Below are 17,029 nucleotides of genomic sequence, written 5' to 3'. Positions count from 1 at the left end.
CGGTGGGGGTGGGAATGTCACTCACGCTGGGGCGCGCCGGCTGGGAGCGCGCGGTACTGCTCGCGGTGTCCTTCGAGGCCCTGAAGGTCATCAGCGCCCACTTCGTGTTTCCGCCCTTCAGCGGGGCCATCCTCTGGCTGCCCGCGGGGATGACGCTGGCGTTCCTGCTGCGCTCCCCGCGGAGCATGTGGCCCACGCTGCTGTTCGCCGTGTTCGCGGTGGAGGTGTGTTCCGAGCTGGCCATGGGACGGCCCTGGGGTCTGGCCGTGACGTGGGCGGTGGGCAATCTGCTGCGCACCTGGCTGGGGGCCGCGCTGATGTCGCGCTGGCCGGGGGGAGACATCCGCTTCCGTCGCGTGCAGGACGTCACGGGGCTGCTGTTCCTGGGGGCCGCCATCGGCGTGCTGCCGAGCGCGTTGCTGGGCGCGCTGGGCGCGACGACGTGGCTGGGCCTGGTGTCGTTCTGGCGGGAGGGGTTGGTCTGGTGGCTGAGTGACGCGCTGGGCACGGTGCTGGTGGCGCCGCTGGTGCTGACGTGGTGGCCGGTGGGCAAGCGGTCCTCTCCCCCGAGGCGGCGGCTGGAGTCGTATGTCTTGTTGTTGCTCGTGTTCGCGGTGGGGGTGCTTGTCTTCCAAGGGGAGTCGCCATCGGGCTCCGCGGCGGTGTCCACCACGCTGCCCTATGCGGCGTTTCCATTGGTCATCGCCGCGGCGCTGCGCTTGGGGGCGCGCGGGGCGGCGAGCGCGTCCGCGGTGATGAGCGCGGTGGCGGTGGAGTACACGCGCCTGGGGCGAGGGCCCTTCGGTGAGCTGACGGTGTCGGTGTCCGAGCGGGTGTTGTCCGTGCAGGTGTTCCTCGCGGTGCTCAGCCTGTCCGCGCTGACGGTGGCGGCGGTGGTGTCGGAGCGGCGGCGCGCGGAGACGGCGCAGCGGGTGCTGGCCACGGTGGGTGCGGTGCTGGCCGAGTCGCCGGATGGGCGGGGGGCGTTGTCTCGGGTGACGCGGCTGCTGGTCCCGGAGGTGGCGGCGGGGGCGGCCATCTGGCTGCGCGACGGGAATGGCGTGGTGGAGCGCGTGGCCGCGGAGGGGTGGACGGCCGAGCGCGAGGCGGGGCTGCGCGGGTGGTTTCCTCCGCTGCCGTCGGAGAGTCGGGCGTGGGAGGGCGCGGAGGGCTCGGGGGTGCTGGTGCCGTTGCGGGTGCGCGGGGTGGAGGTGGGCGCGCTGGCGATGGAGCTGGGGCGGGGGGCTCGCGGACGCAAGGAGCAGGTGCTGGCGGAGGATGTGGCGCGGCGGTGCTCGATGGCGCTGGAGAACGCGCGGCTCCTGGAGGAGGCGCGTGCGGCCATCGCGGTTCGCGAGGACTTCATCTCGGTGGCGGCGCATGAGCTGCGCACGCCGCTGGCCACGCTCACGTTGCGAGTGCAGGGCTTGATGGGGTTGTTGGTGCTGCGGGCCGGGGTGGACCGCTTCGTGATGGAGCGATTGGAGTCCATCTCCCAGCAGGGGCGGCGGCTCACGCGGCTGGTGGAGAACGTGCTGGATGTCAGCCTGTTCAAGACCGGGGGGCCGGAGCTGCGGCGCGAGTGGGTGGACCTCACCGCGCTGGTGGAGGAGGTGCTGGAGCGCTACTCGGCGGAGGCGGCGCGCGCTGGCAGCACGCTGCGGATGACGGCGTCGGGTGGGCGGGTGCGCGGGTGGTTGGACCGGGGGCGCGTGGAGCAGGCGCTCTCCAACCTGTTGGCGAACGCGCTCAAGTTCGGCGCGGGAGCGGAGGTGGACGTGGCGCTGAGCCAGGTGGGGCGGCGCGCGCGGGTGGTGGTGACGGACCGGGGCATCGGGATTCCGGCGGAGGCTCGGGAGCGCATCTTCGGCCCCTTCGAGCGCGCGGTCTCCTCGCACGAGTATGGGGGATTGGGGCTGGGGCTGTACCTCACCCGGCGCATCGCGGAGGCGCATGGGGGCTCCATCCAGGTGGCGAGCACGGAAGGGGCGGGGTCTTCCTTCGTGCTGGAGCTTCCGGTGGAGCCGGGGCTGTCGCTCGAGGGGGCGGACGCGGACACGTTGCCTCGGGCTGGCGCTTGAGGGGTGGCTCGCTGGGGAACCGGGCACGGGGGCGTGCTATGCACGGCGCCGATGTCGACCCTGGATGGACGTCCCGAGCCGTCTGCCGTCGTGGCGCCGCCGCGCCGCAAGGCGTGGCGTTTCAAGGTGCTGCTCGCGGGCGTGGTGCTGCTGCTGGGCTTCGGTGTGTATGAGTACGTCACGCTGCCGGAGGCGACGGCCTTCGAGCGGGAGAATCCGAAGTCGACGGCGCTGATGGACAAGCGGGCCGAGGAGGCTCGCGAGGCGGGCAAGAAGGTCCGGCGGCGGCAGCACTGGGTTTCGTTGGGGGCGGTCTCGAAGACGGCGGTAGCCTCGGTGTTGGTGTCGGAGGACGCGGGCTTCTACGGGCACGAGGGGCTGGACACGACGGAGGTGCGTCGGGCGCTGGAGGAGGCGTGGGAGAAGGGGAAGCTGGGGCGAGGGGCCTCGACCATCACCCAGCAGCTCGCGAAGAACCTCTGGCTGTCCACGGACCGGAGCTTGTTCCGCAAGGCGAAGGAGTTGGTGCTGGCGCGCAGGTTGGAGGACGCGCTCACGAAGAAGCGCATCCTCACGCTGTACCTCAACGTCATCGAGTGGGGGAACGGCGTCTACGGAATCGAGGCAGGGGCGCGTGAGCACTTCGGGGTGTCCGCGTCGCAGCTCTCCATCGGGCAGGGGGCCATCCTCGCGGCGATGCTGCCGGCGCCTCGGAAGCGCTCACCGTCCTCGGGCTCTCGCGCGCTGTGGAAGCGGGCGCACTGGATTGTGGACCAGCTCGAGTCGGTGGGTCGCATCTCCGGCGCTGAGGCCAGCGACGCGCGCGGAGACATTGACCGGCTCCTGGGCCGTGCTCCCGCCGCCAGCGCGGAGGCTGCCGAGGACGATGGGGGCGATGACACGTAGCTGGGTTCAGGACTCGGGCGGGTCGCCTTCGTTGAGCCAGCGCTTGCGTCCAGGAGTGCCCACTCGCCGTCCTGGGCATCGACGAGTGTCCACAAGTCAGGCGGCCCCGCGGAGTCCTCATCCCGTCCGAATAGCGCGACGCGCGCGCGCCGAATCTTCGCGAGGGGAATGATGATGTATCGCGCGTCGGGGAGAGGCTCGATGAGCTCGGCGCCGTTGCTGTGGAGGTAGAACGCGCGCAGCGCGTCGTCGAGCTTCCACCCGACGCGTGATTCGAGGTCGGCAATCTCCGCCGAGGAACTCATCCATCGTCATCGTCCATCCACAAGCGCCAGGGTGCTGTGTCTCATCATCGACGTTGCCCCCTCGAAGTGGCTCCCGTAGCACCCAGTCGAGTGAGTGCCTGACCGTCATCTCGCCTTGTCATCACCTCCTCGCGGGCCGAGACTTGATGGGACGTTGAGCCACCGTCCAGCTCGAGGAGTCCGAGGTACATGGTCGCCGTAGGTGAGTCAGGAAGTGACGAAGAACGCGGGCGGGCGCTGGAGCTGCTGCGCCGGTTCGGTTGGAACGCCACGTCCTTCCAGGTGCTGATGCCGGGCTTCCGCTACTGGTTCGACCCCTCGGGTGATGCCTTCGTCGCCTACGTGGACACAGGTGGCGCGTGGGTCGCTGCGGGCGCCCCCATCACCTCGGAGGAATCCCTCTCTCGAGCGGTCCAGGGCTTCCAGGACGCGGCTCGCCGCGCGGGCCGTCGCGTGTGCTTCTTCGCCACCGAACCTCGACTGACGCAGTGGGCTCCCATGGAGTCGCTCGCCATCGGTGAGCAGCCTGTCTGGGAGCCCTCGCGCTGGGACACCGTGGTGCGCAGTAGCCGCAGCCTGCGTGAGCAGCTCCGCCGCGCGCGCTCGCACGGTGTGGTGGTGCGCGAGATTCCAGCGGAGGCCCTGGAGGACGAGTCACACCCCACGCGTCAGGCGCTGGAGCGATTGAAGAAGCGCTGGCTCGCCTCGCGCCGCATGGCCCCCATGGGCTTCCTCGTGCGCCTGTCCCCGGACACCTTCGCACGTGAGCGTCGCGCGTTCGCCGCCGAGGCGAAGGGCGAGTTCGTGGGCTTCCTCCTGGTCTCCCCCGTCTACGCGCGTGACGGTTGGTTCCTGCAAGACCTCCTGCGAGACCCCGAGGCCCCCAACGGCACCGCCGAAGCCCTGGTCGACGCCGCCATGCGCGCCGCCGCCGCCGAGGGCCGTCGCTACGTGACGCTGGGCCTGGCACCCCTCGCGGGGCCCGTGCGTCCATGGCTGCGATTGGCTCGCGCCTGCGGCAGGCCCCTGTTCGACTTCGAGGGACTGCGCGCCTTCAAGGCGAAGTTCCGCCCGGACAGCTGGGTTCCCCTCTACCTCGCGTATCCCGAGCCACGCGGCGGTGTGCTGGCCATGTACGACGCGCTTCGCGCTTTCGCGCGAGGGGGGCTCGTGCGCTTCGGTCTGGCCACGCTGTTGAGGCGGCCCCGCCTCCTGGTCCACGGGCTGGCGGTGCTGCTCGTGCCCTGGACGGCGATGCTCGCGCTGCCCGCGACGGCGCAGTGGTTTCCCTCCGCCAAGGTCCAGTGGGGCTGGGTGCTGTTCGACGTGGCGCTGGCGGCGGGGCTCTTCTCCCTGGTGCGCCGCTGGCGGGAAGGTCTGGCCACCGCCCTGGTGGGGCTCACCGCCGCGGATGCGTGCCTCACCTTCGTACAGGCCGCGACCTACAATGCGCCCCGCGCACGGGGGGCCGTGGACTGGCTCGTCATCACCGCCGCCGTGTTGGCGCCCGCGACGGCCTCGGGGCTGCTCCTCCGCGCGCGAGACTTCCGATTGCCCGCACGCTAATCCGAGGTGCGCGGGAGGCAGGGGCGATGAAGGAACAGCACAGGTACTCCCTGGGATGTGGCTTCGCCTGGTGGGTGATCCACATCTTCTTCCGCCCCTTCGAGTGCGTCGAACTGGCGGTGCTGGGGTCCGTGGATGACCGCATCGCGGAGTTCTCGGAGCGCGCCGAGGGACTCGCGTCGTGGCTGCTGGACGAGGTCGGGAACGACGCCCTCGTGTATCGGGTGGAGGGGAAGCGGGTCTCCATCTTCGCCGTGCTCGAGGCGTCCGAGCCTCGGGTGAAGGAGTGGATGTTCCGGCTCATCGAGGTGGTGGTGGCGCGGGACCCGGGCGAACCCTCCCGGAGATACGCGGACCTGTACTGCCTGATGCTGGGCTGGCAGCTCCACATGGCGGTGGTCGCGCAGACCTACCTCGATGGGTTCCACGCCGAGAACGCCGGCATCCGGAACGACGTCGCCTCGCCCTTCATCCAGTGGCTGCGCGAAGCCCTGGAGGACGCCTGCCGCACCTACAAGTCGTGCTCCTCCGAGGACCTGCTGCGAGACGAGCGGGTCCTCGGCACCTACGAAGCGCTCGCCGCGGATTGGCGCCGCGCCGTCGATGAGACGCTGGCGCGCTACTTGGGCGCACCCACGAGCTGCGCGTAGTCCTTGTTCCGCCAGACGCGCACCCGCCACTCGGAGTCCTCCTCGCGCGTCCACACCATGGACAACATCCCGCGCCGGTCCGGCCAGGGCTGTCCATCGAACGTCGCGCCGGTCTGCGTCCACTCCCAATCCACCACCGCCACATCGGGACGCAGGAAGCGGACACCCAGGATGCGCGTCGTGGACTTCGCCTGGGCGAAGCTCACGCGTCCCGGCTGGGGCGTGGGCGAGAAGATGACCGCATGCGTCTCCTCGATGGCCTTGCGTCCGCGCAGCCACGTCCCCGGCGGCGCATTGAAGTCCGCGTCCTCCGCGAAGCATGCGGCCAGGCGCCGCGCATCCATGTCCTTCAGCGCGTCGCGGACGCGCTCCACCGCGGCCAGGACGCCGGCTTCGTCAAACCCTTGCGTGGGCTCCATGTCGTCTCCTCGTGTGGCGTGTGAGGCCCACACCATGCGAGTCCCAAGGTCGTCGGACAATCCACCATTCCAGGAAGCTCTGTCCTAATCTCAGGGACAATGGACCTTCGAGCCTTGGACCTCATCGCCGTCTTCGTGCAGGTGGTGGACTCCCGCAGCTTCCGCGCGGCGGCGAAGGCGCTCGGCATGTCCAAGTCCACGGTGAGCCTGAAGGTGGCGCAGCTGGAGGACACGCTGGGCGCGCGGCTGCTGGAGCGGACGACTCGGACGCTGAAGCTGACGGAGGTGGGGACCGCCTTCTACGCCCAATCCCAGCCCGCGCTCTCGCAGCTCCACGAAGCGGGACAGCACGTGCTCGACACCCGCGCGCGTCCCTCCGGCCGCCTGCGCATCGCGATGCTGTTCGAGCCCGGCCAGCTCCTGCTGAGCGGCATCCTCTCCGAGTACCTCGCGCGCTACCCCGAGGTGCACGTCGACGTGGAGCTGACGGACCGCTACGTGGACCTGGTCAACGAGGGCTTCGACGTGGCGCTGCGTCCCGGGCCGCTCCCGGACTCCTCCCTCAAGTCCCTTCGCTTCACGATGTCCGGCGGCTTGAAGCTGTACGCGAGCCCCACCTACCTCCGAGGCAGGAGCCGTCTCCGGCGCCCCGAGGACCTCGCGTCCCACGACTGCCTGGTCATGAGCACGAAGCATCACCCCACGCAGTGGGACTTCGTCCAGGGCCGCCGCAAGGTGGCCCTCCGCGTGAAGGAGCGGATGCGGGTCAACAGCTTCGTGCTCCTGCGAGACCTCGCGGTGGCGGGGCACGGCATCACCCGATTGCCGGAGACCTTCGCGCGTCCGGCCGTGCGCGCCGGGAAGCTGCGCGCGGTGCTGGAGGACTTCGCCCCACCCCCCGTGGAGTGGCACGCCCTCTACCCCAGCGCACGCAACCTGTCCCCCAAGGTGCGGGCCTTCCTGGAGGTGCTCGAGCAGCGCTTCCTCCAGGCCTTCGATGGGCTGGCGAGCACGGCTTGACGCGTCCGGCTGCCAGGGAGGCGGGCTTGTCGGTTGGAGCACCGACGAGCCACGCGTGGAAGTGGTGTTGACGGCGGTGTCCGGAAGGACGATGTCTCGGTTTCAAGACCGCCCGCGCGACCATGAGCTTCTCTCCGCCTGTATCCGCTCCCTCCGCTGTCCTTCCCGCCCTGCGTGACAGGGGTTATGCGGTCTTGGACCGCGCGGGCCTGTCCGAATTGGTGGGCATCCCCGCCCCCACGCTGGACCTCTGGCGGCCCACCTGGAATGACCTCCCCGCCGATGCCTACCTGCGCGACGGGGGCCGCTATCGCTCGCGGCGCCACTCGTGCTTCGTCGTGGACGGAGACTCCGTCACGTCGGTGCCGCACCGCGCCCACTGGCAGCCCGTCGAGTACAACGCCCTGCACGGGGGCCTGGAGCGCTGGTTCGAGCCGATGAGCGCCGCCGTCGCCGCCCAGCCCGACTGGCCGAGGCTGCTCAGCCGCCTCGCCACCTGCGCCTCCGCGCTCAAGGGCGAGCAGCCCTGGTACGTGGAGTCGCATCAGTTCCGCATCGACACGACGGACGGCATCGGCCGCCCCACGCCCGAGGGCGCGCACCGCGACGGCGTGGACCTGGTCGCCGTGCTGCTCATCGGCCGCCAGGGCATCAAGGGCGGAGAGACGCGAGTCTTCGAGGCCGATGGCCCCAACGGCATCCGCTTCACCCTGACGGAGCCCTGGTCCGCGCTGCTGCTCGACGACGAGCGTGTCATCCACGAGAGCACGCCCATCCAGCCGCTGGAGGGCACCGGGCACCGAGACACCCTGGTGCTCACCTTCCGCGCGAAGCGCTTCCAGGGGCCCTGACGCCAAGGCGCCCCTGGAAGGAGCACGGCTCAGGACTTGGGGCTGATGGAGACCTTCACGCCCTCGCTCCAGACCTTGTGCTCGTCCGTGTAGTAGAGGTACGCGCGGCTCGCGGGCCCGGTGTACGTGCCGGGCACCGTCGCCACCAGGGACAGCGGCACGTCGATGCGCTTGCGAGGCTCCATGCCGCGCCAGTACAGGACGACGTCGCGACCCAGCACCTCGTACGCATCCACGACCTTGCGCTTCACCAGCTCCTTGAGCTGGTCATGTCGCACGTCCATGCCGCCGGGCACCCCGAAGATGGCCACCGCGGTGGGCAGGTGCTGGCCCGTGCGGTTGGCGACCATGACCCGAGCCTCGGTGGGCTCGCCCTCGACGAACTCGCGCTTCGCCATCGCGACCTCCAGTGACACGGGCGTGTCCTGGGAGCTCTGGGGGAGCACCGCGCTGTAGGTGACCTCCATCGAGTAGGACAGCGCCTCGCCGCCCTCCATGCGCAGCTCCACCTTGCGGCCACCGGGCCCCAGCAGTCCGCTCACGTCCGCGAGCTTGAGGGCCTCGCGCGTCGAGCCATCGAAGCGCACGGGCTCTCCGACGGGACGGCCCTCCACGTAGAGGTACACCTGACCGGGCGGCAGCTTCTTCCCGTGGGCCTGGTCGTAGGTGTTGATGACGCGCAGCGCGAGCACCGTGCTCTGCGTCGCGCCGTAGCGGCCACCGTCGTTGGACTCGGCGAGGTACTTCAGCGTGCGCACCACGTGGCTCATGTACTGCTCCGGCTCGCGCAGCCAGGCGAGCGCCGCCAGGGCGGTGGTCTCGATGCGCAGCGTGTCGCCCGAGCTGCCGACGATGGACTGCGTGCCTCCCGCCACCTCGCCTCGCGCGTTCTGGAGCTTCGCGAGCCGAGCCATCAGCGCGCGCGCACCCTCGCCATCCCCCGCGAGCGACAGCACGTTGGCCGCCAGCGCGACGACGTAGCTGTTGGAGCTGGTGTCCGCGGACTTCTTCACCGAGGCAATCTCCTTCGCGAGCTCCCGAGCCACCTCCGTGCGAGACGATGCACTCTCCAGCAGGGCCCAGACGATGTATGCGTTGGAGGTGTCAGGGTCCTCCAGCCAGACGTGCAGCGCGCGGCGCTTGCGATTGAAGCCGCCCTTGCCGTCGCGCTGGCCCATCAGCCAGCCGCGGGTGCGCTCCATCATCCCCGCGTTCACCGTGCGCACCTGCTTCATGTCCGTGAAGTGGAGCAGGCCGAAGGCCGTCAGCGCCTCGTGGCCCGGTGCTTCGCCGAACCACTCGTAGCCGCGCTCCTTCGTCTCGAAGCTCACGAGCCGGTCATGGCCTCGGTCCAGCTTCTCGCGCGCGGAGGACACGAGGTCCGGGCTGACGCCGCTGTGCGACAGGAAGTACTGCTGCGCCATGGTCATCGGGTACGTGGTGGAGCTCGTCTGCTCGAAGCAGCCGCTCGGCTCCTGGATGAGCCGCGCCAGGCCCTCCGTCATGTTGGCCAGCGGGCTGGGGTACACGACGATGGAGGCGCGGATGCTGCCGGGCACCACCTGCTCGGGGAGGACGACGGTGTGCACCGCGGGCCGGTTGGGAGACACCATGCCGCCGAAGGAGGCCTTCGCGGGGAAGCCTTGCGCCTTGATGGCCAGCGTGCGCGTGACGGTGTCCGAGTAGTTGTTGGCGCTGGCGATGAGCTTCACCTCCACCGGCTTCGACTCCTGGCCGATGGTCAGTGAGAGGAGCTGACGCCCCCGCTCGCGAGCGTGCAGGCTCATGGCTCCGCCTCCCGTGAACTTCACGTCCCCTCGAATCTCCGCCTTCACCTGCGCATCCGTCAGCGTGGAGTCCGTCCCGTTCACCAGGGCCACGGGCAGTTGCACCACGTCGCCCGAGGTGACTTCGAGCGGCAGCTTGGGCTCCGCGTAGAAGGGCTGCACCGACTCCAGCTCCTTCACGGTCGAGCCCAGCGCGCCGTCCGCACCCACCGCTCCGGCGAAGGCCTTGAACGTCGTCACGGAGTCGCTGGTGGCGAAGCTCACGCGGACCTCACCCGTGCGCGCGTCGGTGCGCACTCCGGCGTTCCAGTAGAGCGTCTCCGCGAAGTCCACCCGGTCCTGCGGCTTGCGCTTGGGGCGAGCGAGGTGGGCGTACTCGCGGACCATGGGGGTGTTGGCCCAGGCGCGTGGTGCCTCGGCGCCCATCGGCGCCGCCTCATCCCGGCGAGCGCGAATCTCTTCTTCGATGGGGGCGAACGCGGGAGCCTCCATCTTCGCCACCTTCTCCGCCACGGGCTCGGCGGGAGGCTTGGGTGGCACGGCCATCGGCATGGGCGCGTTGACGGCGAGACCGGCCCCGTCATCCAGCTCCTTCTGCTCCAACTGGAGCATGGCCTGGTCCGCGGGAGGCTGGGCCTTGGCCGGAGCCGCTTGAAGCCGCGCGACGGCGCCGACAGGCATCGCGGGCGCGGGGAGCGGCGGGAGCGGGGTCGTGCTCATCAGCAGGATGCGGTCGACGACATCCCCGCCGCGCGCGAGGAACTCGGTGGGCTTCGCGAAGGCGAAGCGCCTCCAGCCCTGCGTCCCCAGGAGCAGGTCCACCGCGAGGGGGGCCTTGGGGTTCTTACGGTCCAGGTAGAGCTGCGCGTCGGCGAGCTCCCGCACCTCGGGCTCCAGCAGCACCATCACGGGGAGCTCCGGGGCCTGCTCGCGCTTCTCCTTCAGTTGGAGCATGGCGTCGTCGGTGACGGTGAGCATCACCAGCGCGGAGACAGGCTTGCCATCGCGCGTGGTCTTCGCGGTGAGCTCCACCTTCGCGCCCGGCACCGTGCGGTCGTGGTTCGTCGTCAGCGAGACCTCGAGGTCCTTCGACGGTTGGCGGAACACGAGCCGCTCCGCGAGCGGCCGTCCATCCGCGTCCCACGCCGTGGCGATGAGCACGCCGTCCGCGTCGCCCGGGTCCAGGATGACGGAGTGATACTCACGCGGGTCCACCACCGCCGAGGCGATGCGGACGTCGCGCTGGCTCAGTGTCACCGTCACGCGGCTCAGGTTCGTGGTTCCCAGCGCCAGCTTCACGTGCTGCCCCTGGGGCACCACGTCCTGCGTGGAGCGGAGCACCGCGCCCTCTTGCTTCACGGCGGGCAGCGGGAAGGTCTTCCGGATTCCGGCCGGAGCGGTGATGCGCAGCGCATACTTCGCCCCCGCGCGAGGGGTGAGCGCGAAGCGGCCCCGGCCCTCGTGCTCCGAGCGCACGGTCAGGACGGACATGCCCGTCTCCACGTCGATGACGGTGCCCGTCAGGTCCGCGGGCTTCTGCGCGGGCGTGCGCGCCTCGAAGTAGACGCGCGAGGGGACGCCCGCCACCAGGTCTCCACCCTCCGGGTAGAACGCCAGGTCCAGCGTCTGGAGGAGGATGGGAATCGTCTTGGCCGCGGTCTCCACCACGCCGCCGTCCTGGATGGTGAAGGCCAGGGTTCCCTCGCCGCGCGCGATGTTCGCGGGCAGCGCGAAGCGCACGGAGCAGAGGCCCTGGGCATCCACCACGCAGGAGACCTGCGCCGCGGTGGCGCCGTCGACGAGCGCGGTGGCGGACACCTTGGCGCCCTCGGGTATGCCGCCCTCGGCGCGCTTCACGTCGAGCGTGGCGGAGACGGTGTCGCCCGGGCCGTAGCCGTCGCGGAGGAACTCGATCTGCGACTTGAGCCGGGGCGCCCGGTACGCGCGCACGTCGAACTTCCGCTCGACGATGGGCATGCCGTGGAAGGCGCTGGTGACGCGCAAGGTGTATTCGCCACCGGATTGCCCTGGGGGGATGGTCCACGCCATGCCCCAGACGGACTCGCGAGTGGTCATGTAGCCCTGCCAGACGACCTCACCCAGGGGGCCCCGAATCTCGGCGTAGCCTCCCGCCATGTCCGTGTAGGGCTTGCGGCTGATGCCGGAGAGGTAGAGCGCTCGCATCAGCACCTGGTCCCCCGGGCGATACAGGGGCTTGTCGGTGGTGATGAAGGTGTTCGGCCGGTCCGCTTGAGGGGTGGGGAGGTTCCGCGGCGCGGCGAGGCCCGGGGCGGGCAGCAGCGACGGCGCGGCGAGGCCCAGGGCGGCGAGCACCCCGAGGAGGCGCGGGACAGGGAGGGTCATGCCGCCTCTGAACGCACGGCCTTTCTGGAAGTTCTGCCTGCCTGGCGACTCGGCGCGTCTCGGGTGGGGGCGCGGAGGGTGGGTGGCCTGGGCGTGGAAGGTTGGGTGAAGCTGCCCGCCCGGCGGGGTGGGGCCCGCCTGGAATGAGCCGGGCCTGGCCGTGTTGAAGGCCCTCCGTTCGCGCCACCAGGGAGACGAGGACATATGCGCAGGTCGTTTGTCGCACCGCTGCTGACCGGGCTGTTGACCGCTTCCACGGCCATGGCCGCCGAGGAGGACCCGTTCCTGTGGCTGGAAGAGGTGCAGGGGCAGCGGGCGCTGGAGTGGGTGCGCGCGCAGAACGCGAAGACGGAGGCGGCGCTGGAGAAGGACCCGCGCTTCGCGCCCTTCCAGGCGGAGGCGCTGCGCATCTTCACCGCGACGGACCGCATCCCCACGCCTGTCTTCCGCGCGGGCGGTGTGGACACCTTCTGGCAGGACCAGGCGAACCCCCGAGGCCGCTGGCAGCGCACCACGCTGGAGGGTTACGCGAGCCCCACCATCCCGTGGGAGACGGTGCTGGATGTGGACGCCCTGTCGAAGGCGGAGGGCGCCAACTGGGTCTTCAAGGGGGGCGACTGCCTTCCTCCGGCGGACCTTCGCTGCATGGTCTTCCTGTCCAACGGGGGGAAGGACGCGGTGGAGGCGCGCGAGTTCGACGCCACCACGAAGCAGTTCCTGGAGGGCGGCTTCCGGTTGACGGAAGGCAAGCAGTCCCTGGACTGGCTGGACGCGGACACGCTGTTGGTGGGGCGGGACTGGGGCGGTGACACGCTCACGGAGTCCGGTTACCCGTTCGTGCTCAAGCGCTGGAAGCGCGGCACGCCGCTGGAGCAGGCGGTGGAGGTGTATCGCGGGGAGCGCACGGATGTGTCCGCGCGGCCCATCGTCATGCATGACGTGGAAGGCAAGCTCCAGGCGGTGCTCATCAGCCGGGCGGTGACGTTCTTCGAGTCGGAGTACTTCCTGCTCGGTGACGCGGGGCCGGTGCGCCTGCCCTTCCCTCGGAAGTCGTCCATCCAGACGCACCTCGATGGGCAGCTTGTCTTCACCCTCGAGGAGGACTGGGGCGGCTTCAAGCAGGGGGCGCTGTTGTCATATGCGCTGGCGGACCTGAAGGCGGATGCGTCGAAGGCGAAGCCCACGCTCATCTTCCAGCCCGGGCCGCGTCAGGCCATCGAGGCGGTGGTGGCCACGCGCAGCCGGCTGCTGGTGAACCTGTACGAGGACGTGAAGGGCGCGCTGGACGTGTACACGCCGGGCAAGGGCCGCTGGAGCCGCAAGCGCCTGGCGATGCCGAAGAACGCGTCGGTGAGCATCATCGGCTCGTCGAAGGGGCACGACAGATTGTTCGCGCGCTCGGAGGGGTTCCTCGCGCCGACGTCGCTGTGGCTGGGGGATGCGTCGACGAACACGGTGAAGCAGGTGAAGTCGCTGCCCGCGCGCTTCGATGCCTCCAAGCATCGGGTGGAGCAGTTCTGGGTGAAGTCGAAGGATGGGACGAAGGTGCCGTACTTCCTGGTGCGTCCGGCGAAGCTCAAGCCGGGCGCGGTGACGCCGACGGTGGTGTACGGCTACGGCGGCTTCCAGGTGTCCAAGCCGCCCGTCTATCTGCCGGAGATGGGAAAGCTGTGGCTGGAGCGGGGCGGTGCGTATGTCGTCGCGAACATTCGAGGAGGTGGCGAGTTCGGTCCGCGCTGGCATCAGGCCGCGCTGCGGGAGAACCGTCAGCGCTCGTTCGACGACTTCGCCGCTGTGTTGGAGGACCTGGCGCGCCGGAAGGTGACGTCGCCCGCGCATATCGGAATCTATGGGCGGTCCAATGGGGGTGTGCTGACCAGCGTGGCGATGACGCAGCATCCGGAGTTGCTCAACGCGGCGGTCATCGAGAGTCCGCTCATCGACATGATGCGCTACACGAAGCTGCCCGCGGGCGCGTCGTGGGCGGGGGAGTACGGCGACCCGGCGGTTCCGGGGGATGCGGCGTTCATCTCGAAGTACTCCGCCTACCAGAACCTGAAGGCGGGCGTGCGCTACCCGAAGCCATACATCACGACGAACACGAAGGATGACCGGGTGCACCCGGGACATGCGCGCAAGTTCGCCGCGAAGCTGGAGGCCATGGGGCTGCCGTATCTCTATTACGAGAACACGGACGGCGGGCACTCGAACGACTCCGACCCGGTGCTCAACGCGCGCCGATGGGCGCTGCACCATGTCTATCTTTCGCAGCAGTTGATGGACTGACGAAGGGGCAGGTCACGCCAGCCCAGGTCGCCCAGCTCATCCAGGTGGGCGACCTGGGCGCGGCGCTTCATGGTGAGGAGGTGTAACCACCACCTCCTCCGTGCGTAACCCACATATCAGGCAGCACATCCCGCATCGCGGGAACATGAATGGGGACACGCCATGGAGATCTCGGGCCAGAGGATGCCGTCGAGCGTCAATCACACCCATCTGCCGGTCGAGCGAAAGAAGACGGAGCCTTCGACCGGAAACGCTTCTCCTGCCACTCCGTACTTCCGTGACAGCTTCGAGCGTCCGACGGCGAAGTCCACCGAGCAGGCCCAGGGCGCAGGGCGGTCTTCTCCCAAGACTCTGCTGGGCCGCCTGAAGGCGGTCGAGAGCGGCGCCTGGAAGGATTATGACAAGCTCAAGGCCAATCCTCCGCAACGCAAGGATTTCACCAAGCGCTCGGATTACCTCAAGGCGAAGAAGGCTCACGCTCGTCAGCTCGAGAAGCTTGAGGACAAGGCCAGCGCGGCGTCGGTGCGCCGAATCAAGGTCGAGCTTGGCAACACGGCCTCGGGACGGGCTTTGGTCAAGGACCTGGAGAAGCAAGGCGTGAAGATTCACGTCGACGATGATCCGAACTACCCGGAGTTCAAGGACTTCCCGAGCAGGGCCAAGACCACTGGCGACAAGAAGTCCATCCACATCCGCCGGTCCGCGGCGAAGGCGAGCGATAGTCCGGAAGTGCTTTTTCATGAGGCGGTCCATGCCGTTTTGGGGAATGACCTGGCGAAGGCCCAGACCGGTGACGCCGGTCCGCTGCGGGCCCACCTCAAGCAGCTTGGCCTGGACCCCGCCGACGCCGACCGCATCAAGAAAGTGACGGGAGGCTGGGGGAATCCGGGCGGGCCGGGAGCCAATGAGCACGTGCTGACCGCGGTCCTCACGTACCGTTACCAAAGGGAGCTCGCCAAGCAACCTCCGCTGAGTGGAGCCAGGCAGGATGAGCTGGTCCGGCGCACGGCCCAGCGGGAACTCGCGCTCTCCCTGTTGAGGAACATTGATCGCCCGGATTCCAAGCTGACGCTGACGCAGGCGCTCGCGATGTGGAAGTCGCTTCCTCAGTATGTGACTGCGCCGAAGTCCACCTCCGACGCGGACATCCGGGCCTTCTTCGAGGAATACGCCAAGGAGTCCTATGTCGACCCCAGCGCCTTCTGAGGGACCCGCGCGGCGGTGAACGAGCGCACGGCACACCTGCTGGCGAGGCTGGGCGTGACATAGCTGCCGGAGTTCGTCGTGCGTCCCCTCCTGGCCAGCGGAGTGCTGGTGCGGTTGTTCCCGGTCGCTATCGAAGCTCCGCCGCGCTGGCACATGAACGCCAGGCGGCGCACCTTCACGAACTGGGCGATGGAGTTGTCGGCCCCGTCCATGCGCGGTGAAGCCCGTGAAGCGGTCTCGGGATGGTGAGGTCGCTGGAGTAGGGTGGCCGGATGGCCCGCACCTCAGAGTCCGTCACCGTCGAGCTGGGATTTGTCGACCTGCCCGAAGGCATCCTCGTCATCCTCGACCCCGGCCTGGGGCGCTTCTGGCGTCACGACGAGCCGCCCACCTCTCCGCGCAAGAAGGACGCGGAGGCGTGGGATTTGCGGCTGGTGGGCCGCGACGCGGAGGCGGCGGGCAAGGCGTATGACCGGGAGTTCGACGCGACCTACCTCTTCGACCGCACGAATCCACCGGACGCCATCGCCCACTTCGACGGCTTCGCGAAGGAGCAGGGGTTCGAGGCGCGCGCGGAGGTGCTGTCCGAGCGCGTGACGCATGTCGAGCGTGCCCGCCGGACCGTGGAGTCTGGCGGAGGGCTGGGCGTCGTGAAGTACAACGGCCTGTGGGCCGTGGCGGTGGGCGGCCTTCCGACGGACCGGGGCTTGCGGCTCGTCGGTATCCCCATGCCCGAGGGGGAGTTCAAGGGGCGCTGGCGCTCGCTCGACCTCATCGTGGAGGAGGGCGCGACGGTGGTGCGCTCGGACGAGGTCGCCGGAGTGATGGTGGATCACGGGCAGCTCTTCTTCGCGGGGCTCCTGCCGCTGGGGAGCTTCCGCATGTGGCAGCCGGCCGATGGGCTGGCGGACTTCGTGTTCCACGGTCGGGATGCCGCCGAGCTCGCGAAGCAGGTGGGGGCAGGGGACCTTGGGGAGGGCGTCTTCGGGTGGAAGGACGTGCCGATGGAGGCGGTGGGGGAGAAGGCGACGCCCACTCAGGAGCGCATCGAGCAGGAGAACCTCGCGGTGGGCGTGGACTACCGGCCGCACTGCAACCTGGAGAAGTTGAACGCGCTGTTGCGCGCGAGCCCCGAGGACGCGGCCTCCCTGGAGCTGGCGGGCGCGAGGACGGTGGGGTGTGGCAACCGGTGGGGCGATGGTGTGTTCACCGTCAGCCGCCACTTCGATGCGGAGGGTCGGGTCGTGCTCGTCCGAGTGGAGCTGGGCACGGAGGAGCGGCAGCGGATGATGCGCAAGCTGCGGCTGCTGAGTCAGACCGCCATCGTCACGCGGACCGTCCTGGAGGGCGGCAAGCCCATCCGCTTCGCCGACCGGATGGAGCCCCACAACCCGCGTGACAGCGGCTGGGCGTTCTCGTCGGGCGAGGAGCCCGAGGGCTCGATGGATGATGTGTCGACCCTCACGCTCGTCTCGCTGCGTGAGCTGGTCCATCGTGCTCCCGCACTGGAGGCCATCCTGGAGGCTCCCGTGGGCTCTCTGTTCCGTCTGGAGAACGACCGCTACGTGGAGGACGAGGCGTAGCGGCG

12 protein-coding genes and 1 pseudogene are annotated in these 17,029 nt (G+C 69.5%); 9 read left to right on the top strand and 4 right to left on the bottom strand.

Annotated features, from left to right (window positions below; translation table 11 throughout):
* The first annotated feature begins 14 nt into the window (after nucleotides 1-14).
* Both MYSTI_RS45460 and mtgA read left to right on the top strand, forming a co-directional pair.
* Nucleotides 15-2,081, top strand: coding sequence for a sensor histidine kinase (locus MYSTI_RS45460; protein WP_015352943.1), 2,067 nt, complete (start codon nucleotides 15-17; stop codon nucleotides 2,079-2,081).
* 51 nt (nucleotides 2,082-2,132) lie between these two features.
* Nucleotides 2,133-2,987, top strand: a complete 855-nt coding sequence (gene mtgA / locus MYSTI_RS36825) for a monofunctional biosynthetic peptidoglycan transglycosylase (RefSeq protein ID WP_084668258.1) — start codon at nucleotides 2,133-2,135, stop codon at nucleotides 2,985-2,987.
* A gap of 50 nt (nucleotides 2,988-3,037) precedes the next feature.
* On the opposite strand, the pseudogene MYSTI_RS45580 reads toward mtgA, so the two are convergent.
* Nucleotides 3,038-3,292, bottom strand: a pseudogene (locus MYSTI_RS45580) (SMI1/KNR4 family protein); the annotation flags it as partial.
* A gap of 189 nt (nucleotides 3,293-3,481) precedes the next feature.
* Here MYSTI_RS45580 and MYSTI_RS36820 point away from each other — a divergent pair.
* Nucleotides 3,482-4,858, top strand: a complete 1,377-nt coding sequence (locus tag MYSTI_RS36820) for an MprF family protein (RefSeq protein WP_015352941.1) — start codon at nucleotides 3,482-3,484, stop codon at nucleotides 4,856-4,858.
* A gap of 26 nt (nucleotides 4,859-4,884) precedes the next feature.
* Nucleotides 4,885-5,508: a hypothetical protein gene (locus tag MYSTI_RS36815; protein WP_015352940.1), complete on the top strand. Its 624-nt coding sequence runs from the start codon at nucleotides 4,885-4,887 to the stop codon at nucleotides 5,506-5,508.
* Here MYSTI_RS36815 and MYSTI_RS41225 read toward each other — a convergent pair.
* Nucleotides 5,478-5,927: a YybH family protein gene (locus MYSTI_RS41225; RefSeq protein WP_015352939.1), complete on the bottom strand. Its 450-nt coding sequence runs from the start codon at nucleotides 5,925-5,927 to the stop codon at nucleotides 5,478-5,480. The genes MYSTI_RS36815 and MYSTI_RS41225 overlap by 31 nt on opposite strands.
* A 99-nt stretch (nucleotides 5,928-6,026) precedes the next feature.
* Here MYSTI_RS41225 and MYSTI_RS36805 point away from each other — a divergent pair, with 99 nt between their 5' ends.
* Complete coding sequence (locus MYSTI_RS36805; protein ID WP_015352938.1) at nucleotides 6,027-6,947, top strand: LysR family transcriptional regulator; 921 nt, start codon at nucleotides 6,027-6,029, stop codon at nucleotides 6,945-6,947.
* Nucleotides 6,948-7,069: 122 nt separating this feature from the next.
* Nucleotides 7,070-7,798, top strand: coding sequence for a 2OG-Fe dioxygenase family protein (locus tag MYSTI_RS36800; protein WP_015352937.1), 729 nt, complete (start codon nucleotides 7,070-7,072; stop codon nucleotides 7,796-7,798).
* 29 nt (nucleotides 7,799-7,827) lie between these two features.
* On the opposite strand, the gene MYSTI_RS36795 is transcribed toward MYSTI_RS36800, so the two are convergent.
* Nucleotides 7,828-11,949 carry an MG2 domain-containing protein gene (locus MYSTI_RS36795; protein ID WP_015352936.1) on the bottom strand — a complete coding sequence of 1,374 codons (4,122 nt, stop codon included), beginning with the start codon at nucleotides 11,947-11,949 and terminating at the stop codon, nucleotides 7,828-7,830.
* Nucleotides 11,950-12,153: 204 nt separating this feature from the next.
* Between MYSTI_RS36795 and MYSTI_RS36790 the strand changes: the two genes are divergently transcribed.
* Together MYSTI_RS36790 and MYSTI_RS36785 are read left to right on the top strand one after the other, a co-directional pair.
* Entirely contained in the window at nucleotides 12,154-14,235 is a 2,082-nt protein-coding gene (locus tag MYSTI_RS36790) for a prolyl oligopeptidase family serine peptidase (protein WP_015352935.1), read from the top strand.
* A 162-nt stretch (nucleotides 14,236-14,397) separates the two neighbouring features.
* Nucleotides 14,398-15,441: a hypothetical protein gene (locus MYSTI_RS36785; protein WP_015352934.1), complete on the top strand. Its 1,044-nt coding sequence runs from the start codon at nucleotides 14,398-14,400 to the stop codon at nucleotides 15,439-15,441.
* Here the strand turns inward: MYSTI_RS36785 and MYSTI_RS36780 are convergent.
* Nucleotides 15,417-15,653: a hypothetical protein gene (locus MYSTI_RS36780; RefSeq protein ID WP_044282554.1), complete on the bottom strand. Its 237-nt coding sequence runs from the start codon at nucleotides 15,651-15,653 to the stop codon at nucleotides 15,417-15,419. The genes MYSTI_RS36785 and MYSTI_RS36780 overlap by 25 nt on opposite strands.
* 60 nt (nucleotides 15,654-15,713) lie before the next feature.
* Between MYSTI_RS36780 and MYSTI_RS36775 the strand changes: the two genes are divergently transcribed.
* Nucleotides 15,714-17,024, top strand: coding sequence for an immunity protein Imm33 domain-containing protein (locus MYSTI_RS36775; protein ID WP_015352933.1), 1,311 nt, complete (start codon nucleotides 15,714-15,716; stop codon nucleotides 17,022-17,024).
* Nucleotides 17,025-17,029: the final 5 nt, after the last annotated feature.

The organism is Myxococcus stipitatus DSM 14675 (assembly GCF_000331735.1).
In the GTDB taxonomy this organism is placed as follows: Bacteria; Myxococcota; Myxococcia; order Myxococcales; family Myxococcaceae; genus Myxococcus; species Myxococcus stipitatus.
This window is presented reverse-complemented; position numbering and strand designations above follow the sequence as displayed.

Coding starts and splice junctions, on each gene's coding strand:
- mtgA (WP_084668258.1), top strand. CDS start 2,133: ATGTCGACCCTGGATGGACGTCCCGAGCCGTCTGCCGTCGTGGCGCCG.
- MYSTI_RS36780 (WP_044282554.1), bottom strand. CDS start 15,653: ATGGACGGGGCCGACAACTCCATCGCCCAGTTCGTGAAGGTGCGCCGC.
- MYSTI_RS36790 (WP_015352935.1), top strand. CDS start 12,154: ATGCGCAGGTCGTTTGTCGCACCGCTGCTGACCGGGCTGTTGACCGCT.
- MYSTI_RS36815 (WP_015352940.1), top strand. CDS start 4,885: ATGAAGGAACAGCACAGGTACTCCCTGGGATGTGGCTTCGCCTGGTGG.
- MYSTI_RS36805 (WP_015352938.1), top strand. CDS start 6,027: ATGGACCTTCGAGCCTTGGACCTCATCGCCGTCTTCGTGCAGGTGGTG.
- MYSTI_RS45460 (WP_015352943.1), top strand. CDS start 15: ATGTCACTCACGCTGGGGCGCGCCGGCTGGGAGCGCGCGGTACTGCTC.
- MYSTI_RS36785 (WP_015352934.1), top strand. CDS start 14,398: ATGGAGATCTCGGGCCAGAGGATGCCGTCGAGCGTCAATCACACCCAT.
- MYSTI_RS36800 (WP_015352937.1), top strand. CDS start 7,070: ATGAGCTTCTCTCCGCCTGTATCCGCTCCCTCCGCTGTCCTTCCCGCC.
- MYSTI_RS36795 (WP_015352936.1), bottom strand. CDS start 11,949: ATGACCCTCCCTGTCCCGCGCCTCCTCGGGGTGCTCGCCGCCCTGGGC.
- MYSTI_RS36775 (WP_015352933.1), top strand. CDS start 15,714: ATGGCCCGCACCTCAGAGTCCGTCACCGTCGAGCTGGGATTTGTCGAC.
- MYSTI_RS36820 (WP_015352941.1), top strand. CDS start 3,482: ATGGTCGCCGTAGGTGAGTCAGGAAGTGACGAAGAACGCGGGCGGGCG.
- MYSTI_RS41225 (WP_015352939.1), bottom strand. CDS start 5,927: ATGGAGCCCACGCAAGGGTTTGACGAAGCCGGCGTCCTGGCCGCGGTG.